Genomic DNA, 24,544 nt, shown 5'->3' on the forward strand with positions numbered 1-24,544 from the left:
ATACTGATATACCACCTTAATTTAGATTGTGTTCAAGTTAAATAAAATATTAAAAAAAATATCATAAGAAAAGGTTAATAAAAAAGCCCAAAGGATTACTTTGGGCTTTATACATGTATGTTTATTGTATTTTATTGAAGTACTAATTGCTTTTGTGATGGTTTAAATTTAGTTAAAACAATACCATCAACAGCTTTTTCGTATTCTTCCATAGTTGGAGTTCTTCCTAAAATAGTAGATAATACTACAACTGGAGTAGATGATAATAATGATTCACCCTTTTTCTCTCCAGAATCTTTTACCACACGCCCTTGAAATAAACGTGTAGAAGTAGCCATAACCGTATCACCTGGTTCTGCTTTTTCTTGGTTACCCATACATAGGTTACAACCCGGGCGCTCTAAATACAACATGTTTTCGTATTTAGTACGAGCCAAACCTTTTGGTGCATTATCATCAAACTCAAAACCAGAGTACTTTTGTAATACTTCCCAATCGCCTTCGGCTTTTAACTCATCAACAATGTTGTAAGTTGGTGGTGCAACTACTAAAGGTGCTTTAAATTCAACTTTACCTTGTTGTGCTTCAATATTTTTAAGCATTTGTGCTAAAATCTTCATATCGCCTTTGTGAACCATACAAGAGCCTACAAAACCTAAATCAACTTGTTTTGTGCCTCCGTAATATGATAATGGCCTGATGGTATCGTGTGTGTAACGTCTTGAAGGATCTTCGTTATTCACATCAGGATCGGCAATCATTGGTTCTGCAATTTCATCTAAATCGATAACCACTTCTGCATAATACTTAGCACTTGCGTCTGGCTTTAAGGCCGATTTAATACCTGTTTTAAGTTCTTGAATTCTGTTGTTTGCTTTATCAACTAAACCTTGAAGCATTTGCTTTTCGTTATCCATACCCTTTTCAATCATTATTTGGATACGATCGCGAGCAATTTCTAAAGATTCTATTAAGGTTTCATCTTCTGAAATACAGATAGACGCTTTAGCTTTCATCTCTGCAGTCCAATCGGTAAACGTGAAGGCTTGATCTGATGTTAATGTACCAATGTGTACTTCTATTACACGACCTTGGAATACATTTTCACCTTCAAACTGCTTTAACATTTGCTGCTGAGTTGCATGTACTACATCACGGAAATCCATGTAGCTTCTCATGTTACCTTTAAATGTTACTTTTACAGACTCTGGAATTGGCATTGTTGCTTCACCTGTTGCTAAAGCTAGGGCCACAGTACCAGAATCGGCACCAAAAGCAACACCTTTAGACATACGTGTATGCGAATCTCCACCAATAATGATATCCCAATCATCAACCGTAATATCGTTTAATACCTTGTGAATAACATCGGTCATGGCATGATATTGTCCTTTAGGATCACGACCAGTAATTAATCCGAAGTCATTCATAAACTTCATTAAACGCGGAATGTTAGCTTTAGATTTGTCATCCCAAACCGAAGCGGTATGACAACCCGACTGATAACCAGCATCAACAATTGGTGAAATTACCGTAGCTGCCATCATTTCTAATTCTTGCGAAGTCATTAAACCTGTAGTGTCTTGAGAACCAACAATGTTTACCTCTACACGAACGTTAGAACCTGCATGTAATGTTTTACCTGGTGTTGTACCAACTGCATTTTTATTGAAAATTTTCTCTACAGCGGTTAAACCTTGACCTTCAATAGAAATTTCTTTAGACGCTGCATATACCTGTGGCGCCTCAATACCTAAAACTTTGGCAGCAAAGGTTTGTAATTTTTTACCAAAAACAACCGCGTAAGACCCACCAGCCTTGATAAACTCCATTTTTTGAGGAGTTAAAGCTGTAGAAATATCTTTAAGTTCTTTGTCGCCGTTGTATAATTTTTTTGTTTTTGTATTTATAGTAAGTACTGTTCCTGTTTCTACAGAATATACTTGCTCTAAAACAGGCTCACCATCTTTATCATAAACCGTATTACCATCAGCATCTTTTTTAGTAACCCAGTTTTTTAAATCGATTCCAATACCACCAGTTACGCCAACTGTTGTTAAGAAAATTGGAGCAATACCATTTGTACCAGCAATTACTGGCGCAATATTTATGAATGGTACGTATGGTGATGATGAAATCCCTGTCCAAAGTGCTACGTTGTTAACACCAGACATACGTGATGAACCAACACCCATAGTTCCTTTTTCGGCAATTAACATAACGCGTTTATCGGGGTGTTGCTCTTTTAAAGCCAACACCTCTTGTTGCATATCTTTATTGTGCTCAAAAATACATTGACCATGTAATTCTCTATCTGAACGAGAATGTGCATCTGCACCCGGTGATAATAAATCGGTAGAAATATCACCAACACCAGCAATGTAAGTTACAACTTGAATTTCTTCTTCTACCTCAGGAAGTTTCGTGAAAAATTCTGCTTGAGCGTAGCTTTCAATAATATCTTTAGCAATTGCACTACCGTTTTTGTAAGCAGTTTCTAATCGTTCTGTATCGGCTTCGTATAAAAATACTTGTGTTTTTAAAACTTTAGCGGATTGTAAAGCAATAGCTTCATCATTTCCTAGCGCTAAGTCTAACAATACTCCAATTGAAGGCCCACCTTTCATATGAGACAATTGCTCAAATGCAAAGGCTGGTGAAATTTCTTCAACAACAGCTTCACCAAGAATAATTTCTTTTAAAAATTTAGCTTTAACACCTGCAGCACTTGTGGTTCCAGGTAATGTATTGTAAATAAAAAATTGTAGTGAATCTTTACGATGTGGGTTGTTTACATCTTTAATTTGTGCAATAATTTCAGATAACAATTCACTGCCATCAATAGGCTTAGGGTTTAGCCCCTGCGCTTTACGCGCTTCTATCTCCTTGAGATAATCATTATAGGTATTCATAAAAGAAATATTTCAATGTTTAAGTTGGGTTGAAACTGTTTACTTTTTGCTAAAAAAAGCTTCGCAAAATACGAAATTAATACAAAGATTTAAAAATAAACATGCGAATACAATCACTTATAATACATTTTGATTATAGTGGTATTTTAAAATAAAATGACTGAGATTTTTCTAATTTTTAACACTTAATTATGCGTAATTCACAAAAAAATAAGGCTTAAATTTTAAAATAAACTGCTTATGATTTCATTTTCTGAAACACCCTCAGCTTCGGCTTTGTAGTTTTTTATTATTCTATGACGAAGGATGCTATGCGCAACAGCCTGAACATTTTCAATATCTGGTGAAAATTTACCATGAATAGCCGCATGCGTTTTTGCTGCTAAAATTAAGTTTTGTGATGCTCTTGGGCCTGCTCCCCAATCTATATATTGTTTTACTAAATCTGCTGCTGTGTTACTATTTGGTCTTGTTTTTCCTACCATTTTCACAGCATACTCTACAACATTATCGGCCACAGGAATACGCCTAATAACTTCTTGGAATGTAGTAATTTCAGATGCCGTAAAAAGTGAATTTATTGCTGGCTTATTATTACTTGTTGTGGCTTTTACCACCTCAACTTCTTCTTCAAACGAAGGATACTCTAAATTAATAGCAAACATAAACCTATCTAACTGAGCCTCTGGCAATGGATATGTTCCTTCTTGCTCAATAGGGTTTTGGGTGGCTAATACAAAATAAGGTAAATCTAGTTTATAATGATGCCCTGCAACCGTTACAGCTCGTTCTTGCATTGCCTCTAAAAGTGCTGCCTGCGTTTTTGGTGGTGTACGGTTAATTTCATCTGCCAAAATAATATTGCCAAAAATGGGACCTTTTACAAATTTAAAATGACGATCTTCATCAAGGATTTCGCTACCTAAAATATCACTTGGCATTAAATCTGGTGTAAACTGTATACGCTTAAAATCTAAACCCAAAGCTTGTGCAATGGTATTTACCATTAAGGTTTTAGCTAAACCAGGAACACCAATTAATAGTGAGTGCCCACCTGAAAAAATAGAGATGAGTATTTGGTTTATAACCTCATCTTGACCAACAATAGCTTTAGCAATTTCTTGCTTTAATGCTTTATACTTATTTACAAATTGTTCAATTGCGGCTACGTCAGACATATACTATTTTTTTAACCAGTTACTTGTATAGTTACAATCTCTATAAGTGCCGTTAATATTTATGTAGGTATCTGTTATTTTTTCAGACTGCCAATCGGCAATGGCTTTAAGCTTTTTTTCTTTTAATGCTAACTCTTTTATTTTTAAGAAATCTCTTGCGTAATCAGCTTGATGCTCGTCAATTCTATCGGTGACCATTAAAATTTTATACTTGGTATTACCTCTATTATCTTCATCTTTTAACACCAAACTTACTTCGTTGTCTTTTAAATTTTGAATTTGTGCGTAAAGCCCTGTGTCCATTCTTGTTAATTCAAAATTATAATCTTGTGTTTCTGGGTTAATTAACTGTCCGCCATCATTTTTAGTTTCTTTTTCATCACTTGCTTCCTTGGCTGCTTCTGCAAATGTAATGTCTCCATCAACAATACGTTGTCTTACTTTTTCAAGGCGTTCTTTAGCTTCTTTTATAGCATCATTTGATACTTTTGGTTTTAAAAGCACATGACTAACATCGTACTGTTGGCCTCTAATTTTTTGACAATACACAATGTGGTATCCAAAATCTGTTTTAAAAGGTTCAGATACTTCACCTTCTTGTAAAGCAAAGGCTGCTTGCCTAAATTCTTTAACCATTCTTGGCTTTTTTCTATCTAAAGTATAAATGTAACCTGATTGTTTCAGCCCCGGATCTTCGCCATAAAGTACGGCTTTAGACCTAAAGCTTGCGCCTCTTTCCATTACATCTTCTCTAAAACCATTTAGCCTATCAATTATGCGTTGTTCTTCTTCTTCAGATACTTTAGGTTCTGCTACAATTTGTGATACTTTTAATTCGGTACCGAAAACAGGACGCTGATCTTTAGGTATTTTATCAAAATATTCTCTTACTTCTTCTGGTGTAATTTCAATTTCTTCAACAATTTTAGCTTGCATTTTTGATGCTAATTGATTGTTTTTATTGATTTCGAACATTTCATCTCTAAAACTTTGCTCATCTTCTTTTTTATAATATTTAAGAAGCTTATCCATGTTGCCTCCAAAATATTGTAAAAACTGCTGAATTTGATAATCTACCTGTCCTCTAATTTCAGCATCAGATACTTGAATACTGTCTTGTATGGCATGGTGTGCATACAGTTTATTTTCTAGCAATGAGCCCATTAACTCACAATCTGTTACACCATCAACGTTACCTCCTGCTGCTTGTATTTGTTCTCTTTCTTTTGGAATATCAGACTCTAAAATAATAAAATCTCCAACTACAGCTGCAACGCCATCTACCTTTACCGATTGAAATGCTGATGAAACACTATCTGTTTTTTTAGTTGATTTTTCTTCAACTTTATCTTCAATAATTTCTTGTGCAGATAATGTATTTACAGTTAAAATCACTGTAAATAAAACCTTTACGGTTAGTGTATTATTTATAAATTTCAAATTGTTTGTTTTTAATAGCATCTTTAGTAATATCTTTTTCTAACTGCCTAATAAGTTCTAGTTTTCGTTTATTAATAACTATTTGATCTATTGTAGGCTTTACATATTCAAGCGGTGCTGTTTCATTTCTTAACAACACGTCATTTATTTGCATCAAATATACTCCTAATGAATCTTTGAGTTGCACAAAATTAGATTTTTTTAACAGTTCGTTTTTATTTTCTGGTGTAACTACTGGTATTTTATCAATTACCTGACCAAACTTAATCCAGATAGAATCATTTAAAGAATATGATGTAAACTGTATTGAAATAGAATCTAATTCCTTTTTATCAGCTTCGTTAAAACGTTCAAACTTTTCTTTAATTTGTTTAAAATCTAGTATGTTTTCTTTTACGTGAATGTACCTAAACTTAACGAGGTCTTCATTGAGTTTGAACACCTCTTTGTTGTTTTCATAATATGCTTCAGCTTCAGCAACATTAACAACGGTATCTACACTGCGTTTTACAAGAGCTTCCATGTAAGCTTTGGTGTACAAATCATTTTTATACTGGTTTACAAGCTTATTAAAAGCCTCTTGTTTTGACTCACTTAAATTACGCTTTGCTCCGTCAACTAAAAGCTGTTGTCTTGCCCATTTATTTATATAGTTTTGAATAATAAGCGTACTATCTTGAGTGCTAGTTTCTGGCGAAACCAAGTGCTTAATATCATCATAATACAAATATGACTCATTAACTCTAGCTATAGCAGTTTGCGTATCTGTACTTTTAAAAAAGTTACAAGATACCATTAACAACATCCCAAAAATTACAACACTCCTACTACGCACTTAGCTTTTATTTTTTATTATAGATTTTACGTTTTTTAACACAGCTTGGTTTACATGTATTGGGTACTTTTGTTTTAAGGTATTTACCCAATTATTTTCTTTAAATGTTTGATAATCACTTATTACATTACCCTTAGCCTCTTCAAATAATTGATGTGTTTGTGGTAGCACTTTATTAATTTGCACTAAAACGTAAGCATCATTATGTGCGTATACTTTAGAAATTCCTTCTTTAAACGGTATGTTTTTAGGCAATAAGGCATCATTAGCATCTATAACCGCAGTTGTAAATATTACATTAGTATTACCGTTGGTATTTAACTGTGATTTTATTGTATTTACGGCCACGCCTTTATTTAACAATTTAGCTACTTTTTTTAATGTTTTCTGTTTTGAAGCCGAAGCTACAACCGCATCTATTTGTTGTGGGGTTTTGTAGTTGTCTTTATGGTTTTGGTAGAATTGCTTAATGGCAACAGAGTCTGTTTTTGAAGCATTCCATATGGTATTTTCCATTAAATCAAACAACAATAAACCATCTCTGTATTCAGATAATACATGCGCATAATCTTCATTTTCAAACTCTAAATGTTCTTCTTTATATGCTACTAAAGTTTCGTTTAAAAACGTATTATAATGCTCTTTAACAAAAGCGTTTAATGGTTTTTTAATAATTCTTCCTTGTTGCTTTTTAAGTAAATAATTACCAAAGCTGCTATAGGTAAAAGTAGTATCGGCTATTGTAAACAATGTTGCATTCGCCTTAAAAGTTTCAGGTAATTTCCAGCTTCGTTTAAAATAATTTTCGTTTAAAATTGATGCAAAGTAAGCTATTGCTTCAGTATTTTGAGTTACGTTGTATTGCTTTTTTAAATTGTTATACAAAGCATCGTCTATGAGTTTTGACCTATCGTCTCTTTTCACCTTTGCTAATAAATCGGTTTTAACATCTTCAAAAGATGGTGTTAGTTTTTTATCAATTAGCTTGACAATATGCCAACCGTAAGCAGATTTTAAAGGCTCAGAAACATCCCCTATATTTTCCAATTCAAAGGCTACTTTTTCAAATTCTGGGGCATTAAGTTGTCCGCTAGTAAATGGTGCCATTTCCCCGCCGTTAACGGCAGAATTTTTATCATCAGAAAACTGTTTAGCCAAGGTTTCAAAAGCTTCACCTTGCTTAAATTTGTTGTAAATTTCGTGTATACGTTCTTCAGAATTGTTTAAAGTATCGCCTTTTTTATCTGTAACCATTATGTGTGCAACGGTACGCTCTCCTCTAGATTTTCTTTTATCTAAAACCTGAATAATATGATAACCAAAGCGTGTTCTAAAAGGCATTGAAATTTCGCCAACAGGTGTGTTAAATGCTGCATTTTCAAAACTGTAAACCATTTTAAAACCAGAAAAATAGCCTAAGGCTTCACCATATACGTTTTTACCATCGTGCTTTTGTTTCATTACGGTTTCAAACCCGTTTTTTAAAGCTGTTTGTCGCCAATTTACAAGTTTATTATAAACAGCTAATGTATCACTTGGGTTGGCATTTTCTGGTAATTTTATTAAAATATGATTAGCATTAACATCATATGAAATTCTTTGGTAGGCCTCTTCAAGTAAAGCATCTGTTACTTTGGTATCTTTCATAAAACTTTTAGCCAGTTGCTTTTGGTAGCTTTCTAACTCTGTTTTGTACGATGCTTTTTCATGAAGCTGCTGTGTTTTTGCTTCTTTTAATTTTAATTTATAGGTGGTAAATAATTTTAAATATTCATCTACATTTCTTTGAGATTCATCTTTTACCAAATCTAAATTCTTATTGTAAACTCTTAAAAATTCAGATACATACACGGGCTCATTGGCTACTGTAAAAAGCACTTCATCTGTTTTTAATTGTGCGTTACAAATACTAAAAAAAAGTATGGATACTAATGTAAATAAATGTGCTAATTTCATGGATAAAAAATTATTAAAGCAGCTACAAAAATACTAATATAAAGCTATTATGCAAGTGACTCTAGTTTTACAAACGTTTAATTGATTAACTTAAATAATTAATTAAAATTGTGCTACTCAATTAAATTTAAAACATCTTGTTTTAACACTTTTTAACACACTTAATTCATTTGTACCATAAATTTTTCAAATAGACCAAATACTACACTTTTTATGGGTGTAAATTGCACCCCGAAATCTATTTTAATTTATGAAAACAACTATTCAACATTTAACAACCTTTGCTTTATTAATGAGCTTTACCTTTTCTTTTGGGCAACTAAAAGGTAAAATTGTAGACGAAACAAACGCCCCTTTAGAGTATGCAACCGCTGCTATTTTTAACCAAAACACAAAAGAACTAATTACAGGTGTTATTACAAATATAGATGGCGAGTTTACTTTTGATAACTTAAAAAAAGGTACTTATTACATTGAAGCATCTTTTATTGGTTATGATGTAAATACTTTAAAAAACATAACCATTAGTAATACCAAAAACACCACTAATTTAGGTGTTATTAAATTAAAACTAGGTAATTCATTAAACGAAGTAGTGGTACAAGCAGAACGTGCAACTGTTGTAAATAAAATTGACCGACAAGTTTTTGATACCGAAAAATTTAAAAACGCTCAAGGCGGATCGGGTGTTGATGTTATTAGAAATTTACCTTCTGTAAGTATTGATGGCCAAGGTGAAATTAATGTAAGAGGCAGCTCTGGTTTTGTGGTTTTACTTAATGGTAAACCCACACAAGGTAACGCTAGTGCTTTAATGGCGCAGTTACCTGCCAATGCTATTGAACGCGTTGAAGTTATTACAGCACCTTCAGCTAAATATGATCCGGAAGGAAAAGCAGGATTAATTAACATAATTACTAAAAAAGGCGCTACAAATGGTGCTTTTGGGCAAGTAAATATTAAAGGTGGGCTACCTTCTATTGAAACATATAATAATGATAAAGCACACCAACGATACGGTATTGATGGTACTTACAATATGCGTAATGATAAATGGAACGTATCTTTAGGCGCCAGCTACCAACGTAATGATTTAGGCGGAAGACGTGAAGGTGACGTTTATACCATAATTAACAATACACGCACCCAGTTTCCATCAACAGGTGAACGTAGTTTTGATGAAGAAAACTATAGCGGACGCTTTACGGTTGATTTTACACCAGATGACAATAACACATTCTCTTTAGGCTTTTTTGCTGGTAAACGCAGTAAAGATCGTTTAGCTGATATTGTGTATTTTGATAACCATGCTATAACACCTGCCAACGGTACCAATGCTGATAGAGATTACACGTTTCAATATTTCAATCATAATTTAAGAATTAGAAAAAGTGATTTTGCTTTGGGTAGTTTTGATTATGCACACACTTTTAATAACAACTCTAAATTATCTACATCATTTCTATATGAATATACACTTTTAGGTGGCCCAACGGTTAACCAAAATTTAGGACACCCGGATAATTCAATTCTTTATCAAGATGAATACAATACCAATGATAATCCGCTAAACGGAGTAAGAGCACAAATAGATTATAGTTTTAAGCCTTTTTCTTTTGGTACTTTAGAAACAGGATATCAATACAGAAATTTAGATCATACAGGCGATTTTGTATATGAAAGACGTACAGATTTTAATGATGATTTTGTATTAGTTCCTGAATTTTCAAGTGAAGTTAACTTAAAACGAAGTATTCACGCTGCTTACGCACAACTTACAGGCAAAAAAGGAAAATGGAATTACAGCGCCGGTGCCAGAGTTGAAGTTAGTGATAGAACTTTAGATTTAAAAGATAAAGCCAATACCATAGATGAAACCTATGAATATGACTTTACAAAACTATATCCTTCAGCCTCTATTCAATATGAAATAAATGACAAAACAAACATAAAAGCCGCTTATAGCAAACGTGTAGAGCGCACAACAACCTTTAAAATGAATCCGTTTCCTGAGCGTGAACACTCTGAAACTTTAGAACAAGGTGACCCAAATCTTAAACCAGAATTTATTGATTTAGTTGAACTTGGCATTACTAAAAAAATAAAAGGCGGTAATTCAATTTTTGCTACAGGTTACTTTAGAAACGTAAAAAACTTGGTAAACAGAGTAAATACTATTTATAATGATACTATTTTAAACAGAATTTATTCAAATGTAGGTAATGCCAAAGCTATTGGTATTGAAGTTGGCGCCAACCTAAAACCAACAAAAAACTGGAGCAATTTTATTGGTGCAAATATTTATAATTATAAAATTGATGGCGAATTTGATAGTAGAGATGTGAACTCTGAAGCCACCATGTACTCTATTAACTTAAATTCTACATACAGTTTTTGGGAAAACGCCTCATTACAATTCACTTTCAATTATTTATCTGATAGAGTTACAGCGCAAGGTGAAGACTCGCGCTACTACTCACCAAACTTAACTTTTCAAAAAGCATTTTTAGATAACAGACTAACAGCTACCCTACAATGGCAAAATATTGATATGGGACTTTTAGATACTAATGAGCAACGCATTACAACCTTTAGGCCCAACGAATTTTTCACCACAACAAATTACATTTATGAGGTAGATATGGTTACACTAAACTTAACCTACACCTTTAAAAATGGTAAAAACAAAGCTAAATTTATTGATAGCGAATTTGGTAAAAGAGAGTTTTAAAACACACCCATTATAATTTATTTAAATAGCGATTTTTACTAAAACAAAAATCGCTATTTATGTTTTTAGGTGATTTAAAAACAACAATTAAACTATCTTTGCTAATTATAAAGTACAGCAATGCGTATAGATATTATTACCGTTTTACCAGAATTACTTAAAAGCCCGTTTGAAGCTTCTATTTTAAAAAGAGCCATTGATGCTAATTTGGTTGAAGTTCATTTTCACAATTTAAGAGATTATGCCACCGATAATTATAAAAGCATAGACGATTACCAGTTTGGTGGTGGCGCTGGTATGGTTATGATGATTGAGCCTATTGATAAATGTATTTCTGAATTAAAAGCAGAAAGACATTATGATGAAATAATTTACATGACACCCGATGGCGAAACCCTAAACCAAGGTATTGCTAATCAATTATCACTAAAAGAAAACATTATTATTTTATGTGGGCATTATAAAGGTGTAGACCAACGCGTGCGCGACCATTTTATAACCAAAGAAATATCTATAGGCGATTATGTTTTATCGGGTGGCGAATTAGGTGCTGCCGTACTTTGCGATGCCGTAATTAGGCTAATTCCAGGTGTTTTAGGCAATGAAACCTCTGCCTTAACAGATTCTTTTCAAGATAATTTACTAGCACCACCAATTTACACGCGCCCAAGAGAATACAACGGCTGGAAAGTACCCGAAATACTGTTTAGTGGTAACTTTCCTGAAATTGAAAAATGGCGCGAAAATAAAGCGTATAAACGCACCCAAGAACGCAGACCCGATTTATTAGATGATTAACATATATAAACACTAACACCCAACAATTAAAAGCAAAAAACTAAACCTTTTTACTTTCTACTTATAACTTTTTAATTATATTTGCAGCCAATTTCGGGTTAACCTCTGGCGAAAATCGTGAATGTTGTTCTGAATCAACCATTTATAAAATAAATACAAAGATGGAATCTTTAGTAAAATTTGTACAAGACGAATTTGTAACAAGAAAAGACTTACCAGAATTTAGTGCTGGTGATACTATTACAGTTTATTACGAAATTAAAGAGGGTAATAAAACAAGAACTCAGTTTTTTAAAGGTGTAGTAATACAACGTAGAGGTTCTGGGGCTTCAGAAACTTTTACAATTAGAAAAATGTCTGGTTCTATTGGTGTTGAGCGTATCTTCCCTGTAAATTTACCTGCATTACAAAAAGTTGAAGTTAACAAACGTGGTAAAGTACGTAGAGCACGTATATTCTACTTTAGAGGTCTTACTGGTAAAAAAGCTAGAATTAAAGAGCTTAGAAACAAGTAAAACTCACTACAAAACATATAAAAAAGCCTTGATTTTAACAATCAAGGCTTTTTAAGTTATTAACAAAAGTTAATAACTGTAGTTTATAACCCGTTGATATTTAAAAACTTAAACAACTTCATTTTTATTACAAAAAATTGTATATTTACAATAGAGATACTTAAACATAATATTGTTTTCATTTCAAAATTATTTAAAGTATATCTAAAATAATGTAACGTTCTTTATTATACTATTGTTTTTTTGAGGTTTTAAATATATCATGTGTATGTGTGATAATTTATAACCATGACACTATATTTAAATTGTATATTATGAAAATTAAATACAAAATATAGTTGAAAGCTTAAACACCAGTACATTCTGTAAATTAAGCTATGCTATTAGTTTAATTTTATTAATAGCATAAAGAAAAACAATATTTTGAGCATTTGGTAATTAGGTCAATACATTTTGAAAATTAACAAATGTTCCTTTTGTAATAGCTTTCTAGCTATTACAAAAAAAGCCATATCAAAGCAGATTAATTTCTACAGTGATATGGCTTTTGTTTTTTAGCAAGCAAAGGCACTTTTCTTTACATAAAAAGTAGTGGTTAACCAGTTTTTTACCATTATAACAATTATAGCTTTCTTAACATTTTCATTTAATAATAAGCCTGCTATATCTAGTCTAATTTTGTATATTCGCATCGCTAAAAATGTATCTTCTATTTATTTAACAATTTTTAGCAACCATTTTAAACAAAAAAAGCAATACTAATGTCTAAAATTATTTATACAAAAACCGATGAAGCTCCGGCTTTGGCAACACGTTCTTTTTTACCTATAGTTCAGGCTTTTGTTAAGTCTGCAGGAATTAACATAGAAACTAAAGATATCTCTTTAGCCGCTAGAATTTTAGCTGTTTTTCCAGACTATTTAAACGAAGACCAACGTGTACCAGATGATTTAGCATTATTAGGTGAATTGGCTAAAAAACCAGAAGCTAATATTATAAAATTACCTAACATTAGTGCTTCTATTCCGCAGTTAAAAGGTGCTATAAAAGAATTACAATCTAAAGGTTTTGCAGTTCCTGATTACCCAAATGAACCGCAAAACGATACTGAAAAAGATATAAAAAACCGCTACGATAAAATTAAAGGTAGTGCCGTAAACCCTGTTTTAAGAGAAGGAAACTCTGATAGACGCGCCCCTAAAGCGGTTAAAAACTACGCCAAAAAGAATCCGCATTCTATGGGTGAGTGGACTAGCGATTCTAAAACACACGTAGCCACAATGCAAGACAATGATTTTGCTCATAACGAAAAATCTGTTACATTAAATAGTGCTACAAATATTAAAATTGTACATACTGATGCAAACGGAACTGAAACCGTTTTAAAAGATAGTTTCCCTATTTTAAGTGGTGAAATTATTGATGCTACAGTAATGAACAAAAAAGCATTAGTAAGCTTTTTAGAAGCTCAAGTAGCTGATGCTAGAGAGAAAGACATACTCTTTTCACTACACATGAAAGGTACCATGATGAAAGTAAGCGACCCTATTATTTTTGGGCATGCAGTAAAAGCTTACTTCAAAAATGTATTTGATAAACATGGTGAAACACTACATAAAATAGGTGTGAACGTAAACTCTGGTTTAGGAAATTTACTTGAACGCATTAACGAATTACCTACTGATAAAAAAGCTGAAATTGAAGCAGATATTGAAGCTACTTATAAAAATGGGCCTTCAATTGCAATGGTAAATTCAGATAAAGGTATTACAAACCTGCACGTACCAAGTGATGTTATTATTGATGCCTCAATGCCAGCAATGATTAGAACTTCTGGTAGAATGTGGAATGCCAATGGCCAATTACAAGATACAAAAGCTATAATTCCAGATAGTAGTTATGCTGGTGTTTATGCAGCAACCATAGATTTCTGTAAAAAACATGGCGCTTTTGATCCTACAACAATGGGTACGGTTCCTAACGTTGGTTTAATGGCACAAAAAGCTGAAGAATACGGTTCACACGATAAAACTTTTGAAATTGAAGCTAACGGAAAGGTTTCTGTAATTGATGAAGCTGGCAATACACTAATAGAACACACGGTTGAAACTGGTGATATTTGGCGTATGTGCCAAACAAAAGATGCTCCAATTCAAGACTGGGTAAAACTAGCCGTTACACGTGCAAGAGCTTCTGAAACACCTGCTGTTTTTTGGTTAGATGAAAATAGAGCTCATGATGCCGAACTTATTAAAAAAGTAAACACATACTTAAAAGACCACGATACAAACGGTTTAGATTTAAGAATTTTAGCCCCAATTGACGCTACACTATTTACTTGTGAAAGAATTAAAAATGGCGAAGACACAATATCTGTTACAGGAAACGTTTTACGTGATTATTTAACAGATTTGTTCCCTATTTTAGAAGTAGGAACTAGTGCTAAAATGTTATCAATTGTTCCTTTAATGAATGGCGGTGGTTTATTTGAAACTGGTGCCGGTGGTTCTGCTCCAAAACATGTTGAGCAATTAGTTGAAGAAAATCACTTACGTTGGGATTCTTTAGGTGAATTTTTAGCCTTAGCAGTGTCTCTAGAGCATTTTTCTGAAGTTAACAATAATGCCAAAGCTAAAGTTTTAGCTGAAGCCTTAGATGATGCCACTGAAAAACTGTTAGAAAACAAAAAAGGACCTTCTAGAAAAGCTGGCGAATTAGATAATAGAGGTAGCCACTTCTACCTTGCAATGTATTGGGCTGAAGCCTTAGCTAACCAAAACGAAGATGCTACTTTAAAACAAGAGTTTGAAACCATAGCTAATGCCCTAGCTGCTAATGAAACCTCTATTATTAATGAGTTAAATAGCATACAAGGTGCACCAACAAATATTGATGGTTATTATATTCCTAACGAAGCTTTAACCAGCAAAGTTATGAGACCAAGCGAAACATTTAATAAAATAATAGGTTAAACAAAAAGCCTAACAACTTGTTAAAAGCTCCTTTTCTAGGAGCTTTTTTTATACATTTATAAAAAATTGTTATTGCATGAAATCCTATTATTTGTGGGTACTCTCCGTTTTTTTCTGTTTTTCAATTAATGCGCAAGAAAAATTCACATTAAGTGGCTCCATTTCCGAAGAAAAAAGTAACGAAACCCTTATTGGTGTAAACATCATTTTTCCAGATTTACAAACCGGTACAACAACTAACGAATATGGTTTTTTTTCAATTACCCTTCCTAAGGGAACTTACAAAATGACAATTAGTTATTTAGGCTACACTACCTTAAAAGAAACCATACAGCTAAACACAGATATAACTAAAAACTTCAATTTAAAAAATACTGTTGAAGATTTAGATGCAGTAGTAATTACTGAAAACGTTGAAAAACTAAGTATAAAAAAACCACAAATGAGCGTTAATAAGCTCACTTCTTCAACCATAAAAGAAATTCCGGTGGTGTTAGGAGAATCTGACATAATTAAAGCCATTACACTTTTACCTGGTGTAACATCGGCTGGCGAAGGCGCTTCTGGTTTTAATGTACGTGGTGGCGCTGCAGACCAAAATTTAATTCTTTTAGATGAAGCCACTATTTACAATTCATCGCATTTATTTGGGTTATTTTCTGTGTTTAATCCAGATGCTATAAAAGATTTAAGTCTTTATAAAGGAGGTATTCCTGCGCGTTATGGCGGGCGCGTATCATCGGTTTTAGATATTTATCAAAAAGAAGGCAATAGTAAAGAATTTCATATGAATGGTGGTATTGGGTTAGTTTCTAGTAGGTTGTTGGCCGAAGGCCCTTTAAAAAAAGATAAAGGCTCTTTTTTATTAGGCGGAAGATCTAGTTACGCACACCTATTTTTACCCATTTTTGATATTGAAAATAAAGCCTACTTTTACGATTTAAACACAAAATTAAGCTATAAAATAAACAACAATAACAACATTTATCTATCAGGCTATTTTGGTAGAGATGTGTTTAGTATTGAAGATACTTTTGAAAACACCTACGGTAATACAGTTTTAAATTTTAGGTGGAATCACTTATTTTCAGATAAGCTTTTTTCAAATTTATCACTTATATATTCAGATTATGATTATAACTTAAAACTTAATTTTGTTGAATTTGACTGGATATCTGGCATCAGAAACTTCAATATTAAATATGATTTTAAACATTACATAAACAACAAAATAAAACTTCAATATGGCATAAATAGTATTTATCATAAATTCAATCCTGGTGAAATTAACCCAACATCTTCAAGTTCAGGAATTAATCCGTTTAAATTAATTGATAAATATGCCCTTGAAAACGCTTTGTACTTTGATGTTGAACATAAAATAAGCAACAAATTAGCACTTTCATATGGCCTGAGGTTAAGCTCATTTTTAAGATTAGGGCAAGATGAACTTAACGTTTACGCCAACAACCAAGCAGTAGTTTTTAATAACAATTTAAAAATTTACGAAAAAGCTAATCCAATAGATACTGAAACCTTTAAGCGTAGTGATGTTATTGAAAACTTTTTTAACCTAGAACCAAGGTTCTCAATGGCTTATCAGTTAAACAACACAAGCTCTGTTAAGGCCAGTTACAACAAAATGTATCAATATTTACATTTACTATCAAACACTAATGCACCAACACCATTAGATATTTGGACACCTAGTGGCAAATACATAAAACCACAAGAATTACATCAATATGCCATTGGTTATTTTAAAGACTTTAATGATAATTTATTTTCTTTAGAAGTTGAAAGCTTCTATAAAACCATTAAAAACCGAATAGATTATATTGATGGGGCTGATTTAATTGCTAATAATGCCATTGAACAAGTTATTTTAAATGGCAATGCTAGAGCTTATGGTTTAGAATTTTTATTTAGAAAAAACGAAGGCCGTTTTAAAGGTTGGATAGCTTATACGCTTTCAAAATCTGAGCAACAAACAAAAGGCAGAACACCCACCGAAACTGGCATAAATAATGGCCAATGGTATAACACACCTTATGATAAAACACACGATGTTTCAATTACATCTAGCTATAATTTGAGTAAGCGTGTAAAACTAAATGCTAATTTTTTGTTTCAAACAGGGCAACCTGTAACATTTCCAAACAGCCAATATGAATACAATGGTGTTAATATTCCAAACTTTGGCTTGCGTAACGAAAATAGATTGCCATCATATAACAGATTAGACCTAGCTGTTAACTATACACCAAAACAAAAACGTGAAAAAAACTGGAAAAGTTACTGGGTATTTAGTATTTACAACGTTTACAACAGAAAAAATGCAGCATCTATTTCCTTCGGAAAAAACTTTGATAAAATGCAAAATGAAGCTACAAGACTTGCCATTTTTGGTATAGTACCATCTGTATCATATAATTTTAAGTTTTAACATCATGAAAAAAATTATAATCTTATTATCTCTATTTTGTTTAATGTTTTCTTGTGAAGATGTTATTGATGTTGATTTAGAAAGCGTACCACCAAGACTGGTAATTGATGCTACACTTTCTTGGGAAAAAGGCACAACAGGCAATGAACAAGAAATAAAATTAAGCCTAACCGCCCCGTATTTTGATGTTAACATACCACCAGCAACAGGTGCAAGCGTTACTGTTACAGATACCGATAATAATACATTTATTTTTAATGAAGAATTACAAGGATTATACAAAAATTACAACTTTGTGCCCCAAATTAACATGCAATATACCCTTACTGTTATTTATGAAAACCAAACTTATATAGCTACTGAAACCTTAATTCCTGTAGTTCCTATTGATTTTGTTGAACAAAATGACAATGGTGGCTTTTCTGGTGAAGATATTGAAATTAAAGCTTATTATACTGATCCTTCAAACCAAGAAAATTATTATTTATTTGAATTTGGTAACGATGGAAATATGCCAACTCTTGAGGTTTATGACGATGAGTTTAATAACGGAAATCAAATTTTCGGATTTTATGTTGATGAAGATTTAAAAAAAGATGACTTGTTAAGAATAAAGTTATCTGGCATTTCGCAACGTTGTTACAATTATATTTTTGTGCTCTTACAACAAACCGATGATGAAACTGGAGACCCTTTTGAAACCCAACCAGCAACGGTTAGAGGTAATTGCATAAATGAAACAAACCCAGAAAACTATCCGTTAGGCTATTTTAGGGTTACTGAAACTGATGTTTTCACCTATACTGTTCAATAAATTAATGTATTTTTGAATTTATGAACTTTACTAAAACTACCGAGCAAGATTCAAATTACAATCATTTAGAAAAAAAGAGTGTAAATGAACTGTTAACCAACATTAACAACGAAGATAAAACGGTACCATACGCTGTTGAAAAAGCGTTACCACAAATAGAAATTTTAGTTTCTGAAATTGTAAAAAAACTAAAATCTGGTGGTAGATTATTTTACATTGGAGCTGGCACTAGTGGCCGTTTAGGTATTGTTGATGCCTCAGAATGTCCGCCAACTTTTGGCGTAGATCATGGTTTAGTTATTGGCTTAATTGCTGGTGGTGATACAGCTATAAGAAAAGCTGTTGAATTTGCTGAAGACTCAACAACCCTTGGTTGGGAAGATCTTCAAAAACATAACATATCATCTAATGATGTTGTTATTGGTATTGCAGCATCTGGTACTACACCTTATGTCATTTCAGCTTTAAATACATGTAATGAAAATAATATTGTAACAGGTTGTATTACTTGTAATCATAACAGTCCGCTATCACAAACTGCTCAATTTCCTATTGAAGTTATTGTAGGCCCAGAATTTGTTACAGGAAGTTCTAGAATGAAAGCTGGTACTGCCCAAAAATTAGTTTTAAACATGATTACCACTGCAAGTATGATTCAATTAGGGCATGTAAAAGGAAACAAAATGGTTGATATGCAACTTAGCAACAATAAATTAGTTGACAGGGGCACAAAAATGATAATGAAAGAACTAAATATTCCTGAAAACCAAGCACAAAAATTACTAAATAAATATGGCAGTGTGCGTTTAGCTATTAATAATTACAATGACCAAAACTAACAGAACCGATAAAGAAATACTTATAAAAGGCCTAAAATTTATGGGTGGTTCATTAGGCTGCATGTTTTTAGGGCCTACTTTAATTTACATTTCGCAAACAAGTTTAAAAAAACCTATAGATACTATAATTTTAATTATTGGAATTTTAATAGCTATTACAGCAGTAGTTTTAGCTTTTAAGGGCATTAATACTATTTTAAATAGTATGTTTAAAAAACAATAATTATGAGGCCTTTACATTTTTTGGTGTTGTTGGGTTGTAACCAAAACTACTATCATTAAAACTAATTTTTAAACCTTCAAGAATATAGTTTATAATAGCATAATGATGAATGGTGTGGCTATTGGCTTGCGAAAATAAAGATGCCATGGTATAAGGCATTTCAACTTTTCCCATACCTAAATCATCAATAACTTTAACGGGTGTTTGTATATCTAAATTAAAAGATTTCAAACTATTTTCAATATTAGCTAAGTAACTTAATGCTTTACAACAAGCACATTCAACAGCCTTATTTCTACTTCTGGCAGTTAAATTAACCACGTTATTTTCATCAACATTAAAAATACAATCATAAAAATCTAAAATATGCCTAATATGGCAACCAATACTGGAGCAATAAGGCGAAACAGAAGCGTTTTGTAATTGTTCATCGGATAACTGCTCTAATAAAAATCTAGACTTTTCAAGGGTTTTTAGGGTAGCAGCAATAATTTTATCCATAGAAACTAAAATAGTTAAATAATTTGAATTGAAAAATTTTTGATGTTAGTCCGTTAACAATCCAATAGCTTACTTAAAATTCCGTTTTTTTAAAAATTATTGTTTTATGGTTTTCAAATAAAGCCTTGTATTCAAGTAAAATTTCAATGTTTTCAGATTCAAAATCTTTTTTCGTGTGCTTAAAATTTGAAATAACAATACCATTTTCATTAGCATCTAAAAACTTATTAATAGCTTCTTTGGTGTTTAAAACTTCAAAAGTTTGTTTGTAGTTTATAGGAAAAGCGGCATCTAAACGCTTATATGCTACAATTTTGGATTGCTTAGGAATTACAGAAAATGATTTTTCAACCGGGTTTAAAACAATCAATTTAGGATAAATAACTCCAAAAATTACCATACCTAAAACTACCCAACTAAAACCAATAACTACTATACCTCTTTTTAAAAAAGTTTTCTTTATAAAATAATAGCCAACAAAAGCCCCTATTGTGGCTATTAACAAAAATAAGCTGTACCATTTTACAGGTTGTAATTGTTTTTCAATATTAAACGCAACAAAAGCGCCTATTGGTAACAAAACTGAAATTACAATGAGCACAAAACTACTCCGTTTAAACCATTTGAGGGGCACTTTTTTTTCTATTATTTTTTGAATATAAAAAGCTATTAAAAAAGCCAAAAACGGATAACAAGGCATGGTGTAATTGGGCAACTTTGTACCGCTAATACTAAAAAACACAATAAATACCACAGATACAATAAGCGCAAATAGCACAAAGGTTTGGTTTTTATGTAACCAAGCATGTTTAAAGCCTTGAATTATATATACTGAAAACGGTAAAAGCCCTAAAATAACAAAAGCCCAAGTAATTAAAAAAATGCCTCCGTGCCCTTCCATTTTACTACTAAACCTATTAATATTATGGTTTAAAAAAAAACCTTCGGTAAACAATCCATTAGTAGCTTTATGCACAGCTAAAAACCATGGTATAGCAATACAAAAGGTTAGTAAACCTCCTAAAATGGGATAACAACTAAATACTTTTTTTGTAAAAAGCTCTTTTTTGAATAATAAAAAAACAAGAATGATTAATCCTGGTAAAGCAATAGCAACAGGACCTTTACTAAGCGTACCTAAGCCTAAAAACACATAAAAAAGTAACAAGCTTAGTTTTGCACTATTCATATAAAAATCTAGAAAGCAAAACAAACTCATACTCACAAAAAAAATTAAATATGGATCTGGAACTGCTTGATGAAATACTTGTACAAAAAATACACTGCTTAAAAGTATAAACCACGTTATTATAGCTACTTGTTTATTAAATAATTTAGCTGTAAAATAAAATGTACCTAAAATTGTAAGCGCCCCAAAAACTGAAGAAAAAAAGCGTGCTGCAAATGCATTTACTCCAAACATTTTATAGCTTAACATCATAAAAAAATAATGTAATGGAGGTTTGTCTGTCCGTAAAACATTATTAAATGTTGGAATAATAAACGTATTATTAATTAACATTTCTCTAGCTGCTTCACTATTTTTAGCTTCATCTAAAATATAAATTGGAAATCCGTGAATAAAAAATCCACATACAAATAAGCTTATTATAAAAACACTTAGTAATTTCTTATCATTAAGAATACGTTCTAATAGCATACATCAATTAATATTGCTGTTATAGTTCAAATTAAATGTATTATGGCATTTTCCAAATTAGATTATGGTTACCTTTCTGTTATCATTCCCGTTTATAATGAAGAAGATAATGTAGCTTTACTAACCGAGCGTATTGATAATGCTTTAAAAGGTTTTCAATATGAAATAATATTTATTGATGATTTTTCAACTGATAATACACGGGTAAATATTTTAAAAATGAATTTGCCTCATGTAACTTTAATTGAACTTAGAAAAAACTACGGACAAAGTTTAGCGCTTTCTGCTGGTATTGACACTGCTAAAGGCGATTATATAATTACAATGGATGGCGATTTACAAAATGACCCAACCGATATTCCTGCAATGCTACAAAAGTTAAAAACTGAAGATTGGGATGTTGTAACAGGTATTAGAGCCAAAAGAAAAGATAATTTTGTTAGAACAATACCATCTAAAATTGCAAATTTTATTATTAGAAAAGCCACAAAATTAGACTTAAAAGATCAAGGTTGTGCTCTTAAAATTTTCACCAAAGAAATAGCAAAAGAGCTTAACTTATACGGCGAAATGCACCGTTTTATAAATTTATCGGCCTTCTTAAATGGTGCTAAAATTGCACAAGTGCCTGTGAAACATCACGAAAGGAAATTCGGCAAATCTAAATACGGCTTAGGTAGAACTTTTAAAGTTGTAAATGATTTACTTTTAATTCTTTTTCAACGTAAATATTTGCAAAGGCCCATGCATTTATTTGGTAATATGGGCTTAATATTTTTTGGTATTGGATCTTCAATAAATATATATCTTCTAATTTTAAAAATTCTGGGGCAAAATATATGGGGAAAACCTATACTCATTTTAGGTGTTATGATGGTTTTAATTGGCATTCAATTTTTCACAATAGGCATAATTACAGATTTATTAATGAAAACTTATTTTGAATCTCAAAAGAAAAAACCTTACAGAATTAGAAAAATTTCAGCTTTTGAATCAAAAAACATGTATGAAGAAAATAAAATTACTTCTCAAATTATCAGTTAGTGTTCTTCTGCTTTATTTCGTTCTTCAAAAAATTGATATAAACCAAATTTTCAATTTATACAAAAACAGTAATCCGTTAATTATATGTTTAGCAATTGTTCTATTTACAATTTCGCAAATAGTATCATCATATAGACTTTTAACTATATTACATCAAGCTAATTTTAAAATTAAAGCACTAACAAACCTTAAATTGTATGTAGTTGGTATGTTTTACAACTTTTTTATTCCAGGAGGTATTGGTGGAGATGCTTACAAGGTATTTATATTAAATAAAACATATAAATGGAAAGTTAAAACACTCACGCAAAGTATTATTGTTGATAGATTAATTGGTTTAAATGCTATAATAGCCCTAATATTATTACTAACTTCAACATTAATAATAAAAACTATATGGCTAACTTATACATTAATATTACTAAGTATTTTATCCTTTCTTACTGGAAAAGTAATTATAAACTACATTTTTAATTTTCTTTCTAAAAAGGTATATAATAAAACTTTTTGTATATCTTTAATTATACAATTATTGCAATCAGCCTGTATTTGCTGCTTGGTTTATGCAATTACTTCACAGTTCAATTTAATTCCTTATATTTTAATATTTTTGGTTTCCTCGGTATTATCAGTCGTTTCCTTTTCAGGATTTGGTATAAGAGAATATGTGTACTTACAAGCCTCCAACTATTTATTAATTAATACACAAACAGGTATTGCTATTGGTTTAGCATTTAACCTTATTACTGCTATAATATCATTGTTAGGTGTTTATTATACTATTTTTGGTATAAAATATGAAGACAAAAAAATTATCTAAACTTAGGCGTTGTTAATCTTTCAGTTCTGGCAAAAACATCAAATACATTAGGGAAAATAAATCTGTTATACCAAGGTATTTTATAGCTGTTAATTATCATAAATGCAATTACCGAAGATAACACACCAAATATAGAACCAAAATATACATCAATAAAAAAATGCTGAACTAAATATATTCTAGACATACCAACAAGAAACGACAATAGTATTAATAAAAAAGTAATAATACTATTGTTTATACACAATGCTAAAAAAGTTGTGATAAAAAATATAGTAGCAGTATGTCCTGAAGGAAAACTTCCAAAGTTATATATTTTAACACCTTCTACTAAATTTAAAATAACAGCCCCTTCATTACTACCAAAATATTTAAATGGCCTAAAACTACCGTGTAATAAAACCTCTTTAAACATCAAAACAATAAATAATTGAATAAGAAAAGAAAATATAAATTGAAATGCATACTTAACTTTAAAAAACAAAAGCAATAAAACTCCAATAAAAACAATACTAAAACCATTACCAATACTACTCAATATTTTGAAAACGCCATCTAAAAAAAACGAATGATTTTTATTAATAAATAATAAAACTGTTCCTTTCTCTAGTAATAATAATGGAGTAATTAAGAATAAAAAACAAAAAAACACTAGCAATACATTAAATAGCCTTTTGTGTAACATAACTATAATTTTAAAAGTTTTCTAAAACTATAGCTTTAAAATAAACACAAAGTAAAACATATTTTAAACCAATATTATTAAAATAGTAGTAACCTAAAAAGAATGTTAATTTAAAAAACTATTATATGAATTTGAGTTAACAATTGATTTATTAAACAGAATATAGCTTAAGTAT

Annotated in this window: 18 protein-coding genes; 10 read left to right on the forward strand and 8 right to left on the reverse strand. The window is 31.3% G+C overall.

What is annotated here, in order from left to right; genetic code table 11:
- Positions 1-131: 131 nt before the first annotated feature.
- The 5 genes from FUA26_RS02410 to FUA26_RS02430 form a co-directional block, all read right to left on the reverse strand.
- Positions 132-2,912 carry a bifunctional aconitate hydratase 2/2-methylisocitrate dehydratase gene (locus tag FUA26_RS02410; protein WP_147131062.1) on the reverse strand — a complete coding sequence of 927 codons (2,781 nt, stop codon included), beginning with the start codon at positions 2,910-2,912 and terminating at the stop codon, positions 132-134.
- Between the two features lie 224 nt (positions 2,913-3,136).
- Positions 3,137-4,090, reverse strand: a complete 954-nt coding sequence (locus tag FUA26_RS02415) for an AAA family ATPase (RefSeq protein WP_147131064.1) — start codon at positions 4,088-4,090, stop codon at positions 3,137-3,139.
- A gap of 3 nt (positions 4,091-4,093) precedes the next feature.
- On the reverse strand, positions 4,094-5,530 hold the full coding sequence (locus FUA26_RS02420; RefSeq protein WP_317131280.1) for a peptidylprolyl isomerase: 1,437 nt from the start codon (positions 5,528-5,530) through the stop codon (positions 4,094-4,096).
- Positions 5,514-6,365 carry a peptidyl-prolyl cis-trans isomerase gene (locus FUA26_RS02425; RefSeq protein ID WP_394344907.1) on the reverse strand — a complete coding sequence of 284 codons (852 nt, stop codon included), beginning with the start codon at positions 6,363-6,365 and terminating at the stop codon, positions 5,514-5,516. The genes FUA26_RS02420 and FUA26_RS02425 overlap by 17 nt, the downstream gene beginning before the upstream one ends.
- Positions 6,366-8,321, reverse strand: coding sequence for a peptidylprolyl isomerase (locus FUA26_RS02430; protein WP_147131067.1), 1,956 nt, complete (start codon positions 8,319-8,321; stop codon positions 6,366-6,368). It lies immediately after the preceding gene.
- Between the two features lie 250 nt (positions 8,322-8,571).
- On the opposite strand from FUA26_RS02430, the gene FUA26_RS02435 reads away from it, so the two are divergent.
- The 8 genes from FUA26_RS02435 to FUA26_RS02470 all read left to right on the forward strand — a co-directional run bounded on the left by FUA26_RS02435 (position 8,572) and on the right by FUA26_RS02470 (position 19,659).
- A complete protein-coding gene (locus tag FUA26_RS02435; RefSeq protein ID WP_222611745.1) occupies positions 8,572-11,052 on the forward strand; it encodes a TonB-dependent receptor domain-containing protein in 2,481 nt (826 codons plus the stop codon).
- Positions 11,053-11,172: 120 nt separating this feature from the next.
- Positions 11,173-11,850, forward strand: a complete 678-nt coding sequence (trmD, locus tag FUA26_RS02440; protein ID WP_147131069.1) for a tRNA (guanosine(37)-N1)-methyltransferase TrmD — start codon at positions 11,173-11,175, stop codon at positions 11,848-11,850.
- A gap of 161 nt (positions 11,851-12,011) precedes the next feature.
- The gene (gene rplS / locus FUA26_RS02445; RefSeq protein WP_147131071.1) at positions 12,012-12,365 is read left to right on the forward strand and encodes a 50S ribosomal protein L19; all 354 of its coding nucleotides are present in this window, start codon (positions 12,012-12,014) and stop codon (positions 12,363-12,365) included.
- 761 nt (positions 12,366-13,126) lie between these two features.
- Positions 13,127-15,337: an NADP-dependent isocitrate dehydrogenase gene (locus FUA26_RS02450; protein ID WP_147131073.1), complete on the forward strand. Its 2,211-nt coding sequence runs from the start codon at positions 13,127-13,129 to the stop codon at positions 15,335-15,337.
- A 76-nt stretch (positions 15,338-15,413) separates the two neighbouring features.
- Positions 15,414-17,783, forward strand: coding sequence for a TonB-dependent receptor (locus tag FUA26_RS02455; RefSeq protein WP_147131075.1), 2,370 nt, complete (start codon positions 15,414-15,416; stop codon positions 17,781-17,783).
- Positions 17,784-17,787: 4 nt separating this feature from the next.
- Positions 17,788-18,597, forward strand: a complete 810-nt coding sequence (locus tag FUA26_RS02460) for a DUF4249 domain-containing protein (protein WP_147131077.1) — start codon at positions 17,788-17,790, stop codon at positions 18,595-18,597.
- Between the two features lie 20 nt (positions 18,598-18,617).
- A complete protein-coding gene (murQ, locus tag FUA26_RS02465; protein WP_147131079.1) occupies positions 18,618-19,436 on the forward strand; it encodes an N-acetylmuramic acid 6-phosphate etherase in 819 nt (272 codons plus the stop codon).
- Complete coding sequence (locus tag FUA26_RS02470; protein WP_147131081.1) at positions 19,423-19,659, forward strand: DUF6095 family protein; 237 nt, start codon at positions 19,423-19,425, stop codon at positions 19,657-19,659. The genes murQ and FUA26_RS02470 overlap by 14 nt, the downstream gene beginning before the upstream one ends.
- Here FUA26_RS02470 and FUA26_RS02475 read toward each other — a convergent pair whose 3' ends face one another.
- Both FUA26_RS02475 and FUA26_RS02480 read right to left on the reverse strand, forming a co-directional pair.
- The gene (locus tag FUA26_RS02475; protein WP_147131082.1) at positions 19,660-20,160 is read right to left on the reverse strand and encodes a hypothetical protein; all 501 of its coding nucleotides are present in this window, start codon (positions 20,158-20,160) and stop codon (positions 19,660-19,662) included.
- A gap of 73 nt (positions 20,161-20,233) precedes the next feature.
- Positions 20,234-21,820, reverse strand: a complete 1,587-nt coding sequence (locus tag FUA26_RS02480) for an ArnT family glycosyltransferase (protein WP_147131085.1) — start codon at positions 21,818-21,820, stop codon at positions 20,234-20,236.
- 42 nt (positions 21,821-21,862) lie between these two features.
- Between FUA26_RS02480 and FUA26_RS02485 the strand changes: the two genes are divergently transcribed.
- A complete protein-coding gene (locus tag FUA26_RS02485; RefSeq protein WP_147131087.1) occupies positions 21,863-22,864 on the forward strand; it encodes a glycosyltransferase family 2 protein in 1,002 nt (333 codons plus the stop codon).
- Complete coding sequence (locus FUA26_RS02490; RefSeq protein ID WP_147131089.1) at positions 22,827-23,684, forward strand: lysylphosphatidylglycerol synthase transmembrane domain-containing protein; 858 nt, start codon at positions 22,827-22,829, stop codon at positions 23,682-23,684. Before FUA26_RS02485 ends, FUA26_RS02490 begins: the two co-directional genes overlap by 38 nt.
- Here FUA26_RS02490 and FUA26_RS15835 read toward each other — a convergent pair.
- Positions 23,677-24,369, reverse strand: coding sequence for a phosphatase PAP2 family protein (locus FUA26_RS15835; RefSeq protein WP_147131092.1), 693 nt, complete (start codon positions 24,367-24,369; stop codon positions 23,677-23,679). The two genes, FUA26_RS02490 and FUA26_RS15835, sit on opposite strands and share 8 nt — an antisense overlap.
- Positions 24,370-24,544: the final 175 nt, after the last annotated feature.

This window comes from Seonamhaeicola algicola, from assembly GCF_007997385.1.
Classification (GTDB): domain Bacteria; phylum Bacteroidota; class Bacteroidia; order Flavobacteriales; family Flavobacteriaceae; genus Seonamhaeicola; species Seonamhaeicola algicola.

What these genes read in the sequence shown, in the direction of transcription:
- FUA26_RS02435 (WP_222611745.1), top strand. Translation starts at nt 8,572, where the DNA reads ATGAAAACAACTATTCAACATTTAACAACCTTTGCTTTATTAATGAGC.
- FUA26_RS02455 (WP_147131075.1), top strand. Translation starts at nt 15,414, where the DNA reads ATGAAATCCTATTATTTGTGGGTACTCTCCGTTTTTTTCTGTTTTTCA.
- FUA26_RS02480 (WP_147131085.1), bottom strand. Translation starts at nt 21,820, where the DNA reads ATGCTATTAGAACGTATTCTTAATGATAAGAAATTACTAAGTGTTTTT.
- FUA26_RS02475 (WP_147131082.1), bottom strand. Translation starts at nt 20,160, where the DNA reads ATGGATAAAATTATTGCTGCTACCCTAAAAACCCTTGAAAAGTCTAGA.
- FUA26_RS02485 (WP_147131087.1), top strand. Translation starts at nt 21,863, where the DNA reads ATGGCATTTTCCAAATTAGATTATGGTTACCTTTCTGTTATCATTCCC.
- FUA26_RS15835 (WP_147131092.1), bottom strand. Translation starts at nt 24,369, where the DNA reads ATGTTACACAAAAGGCTATTTAATGTATTGCTAGTGTTTTTTTGTTTT.
- FUA26_RS02490 (WP_147131089.1), top strand. Translation starts at nt 22,827, where the DNA reads ATGAAGAAAATAAAATTACTTCTCAAATTATCAGTTAGTGTTCTTCTG.
- rplS (WP_147131071.1), top strand. Translation starts at nt 12,012, where the DNA reads ATGGAATCTTTAGTAAAATTTGTACAAGACGAATTTGTAACAAGAAAA.
- FUA26_RS02415 (WP_147131064.1), bottom strand. Translation starts at nt 4,090, where the DNA reads ATGTCTGACGTAGCCGCAATTGAACAATTTGTAAATAAGTATAAAGCA.
- FUA26_RS02430 (WP_147131067.1), bottom strand. Translation starts at nt 8,321, where the DNA reads ATGAAATTAGCACATTTATTTACATTAGTATCCATACTTTTTTTTAGT.
- murQ (WP_147131079.1), top strand. Translation starts at nt 18,618, where the DNA reads ATGAACTTTACTAAAACTACCGAGCAAGATTCAAATTACAATCATTTA.
- trmD (WP_147131069.1), top strand. Translation starts at nt 11,173, where the DNA reads ATGCGTATAGATATTATTACCGTTTTACCAGAATTACTTAAAAGCCCG.
- FUA26_RS02470 (WP_147131081.1), top strand. Translation starts at nt 19,423, where the DNA reads ATGACCAAAACTAACAGAACCGATAAAGAAATACTTATAAAAGGCCTA.
- FUA26_RS02450 (WP_147131073.1), top strand. Translation starts at nt 13,127, where the DNA reads ATGTCTAAAATTATTTATACAAAAACCGATGAAGCTCCGGCTTTGGCA.
- FUA26_RS02410 (WP_147131062.1), bottom strand. Translation starts at nt 2,912, where the DNA reads ATGAATACCTATAATGATTATCTCAAGGAGATAGAAGCGCGTAAAGCG.
- FUA26_RS02460 (WP_147131077.1), top strand. Translation starts at nt 17,788, where the DNA reads ATGAAAAAAATTATAATCTTATTATCTCTATTTTGTTTAATGTTTTCT.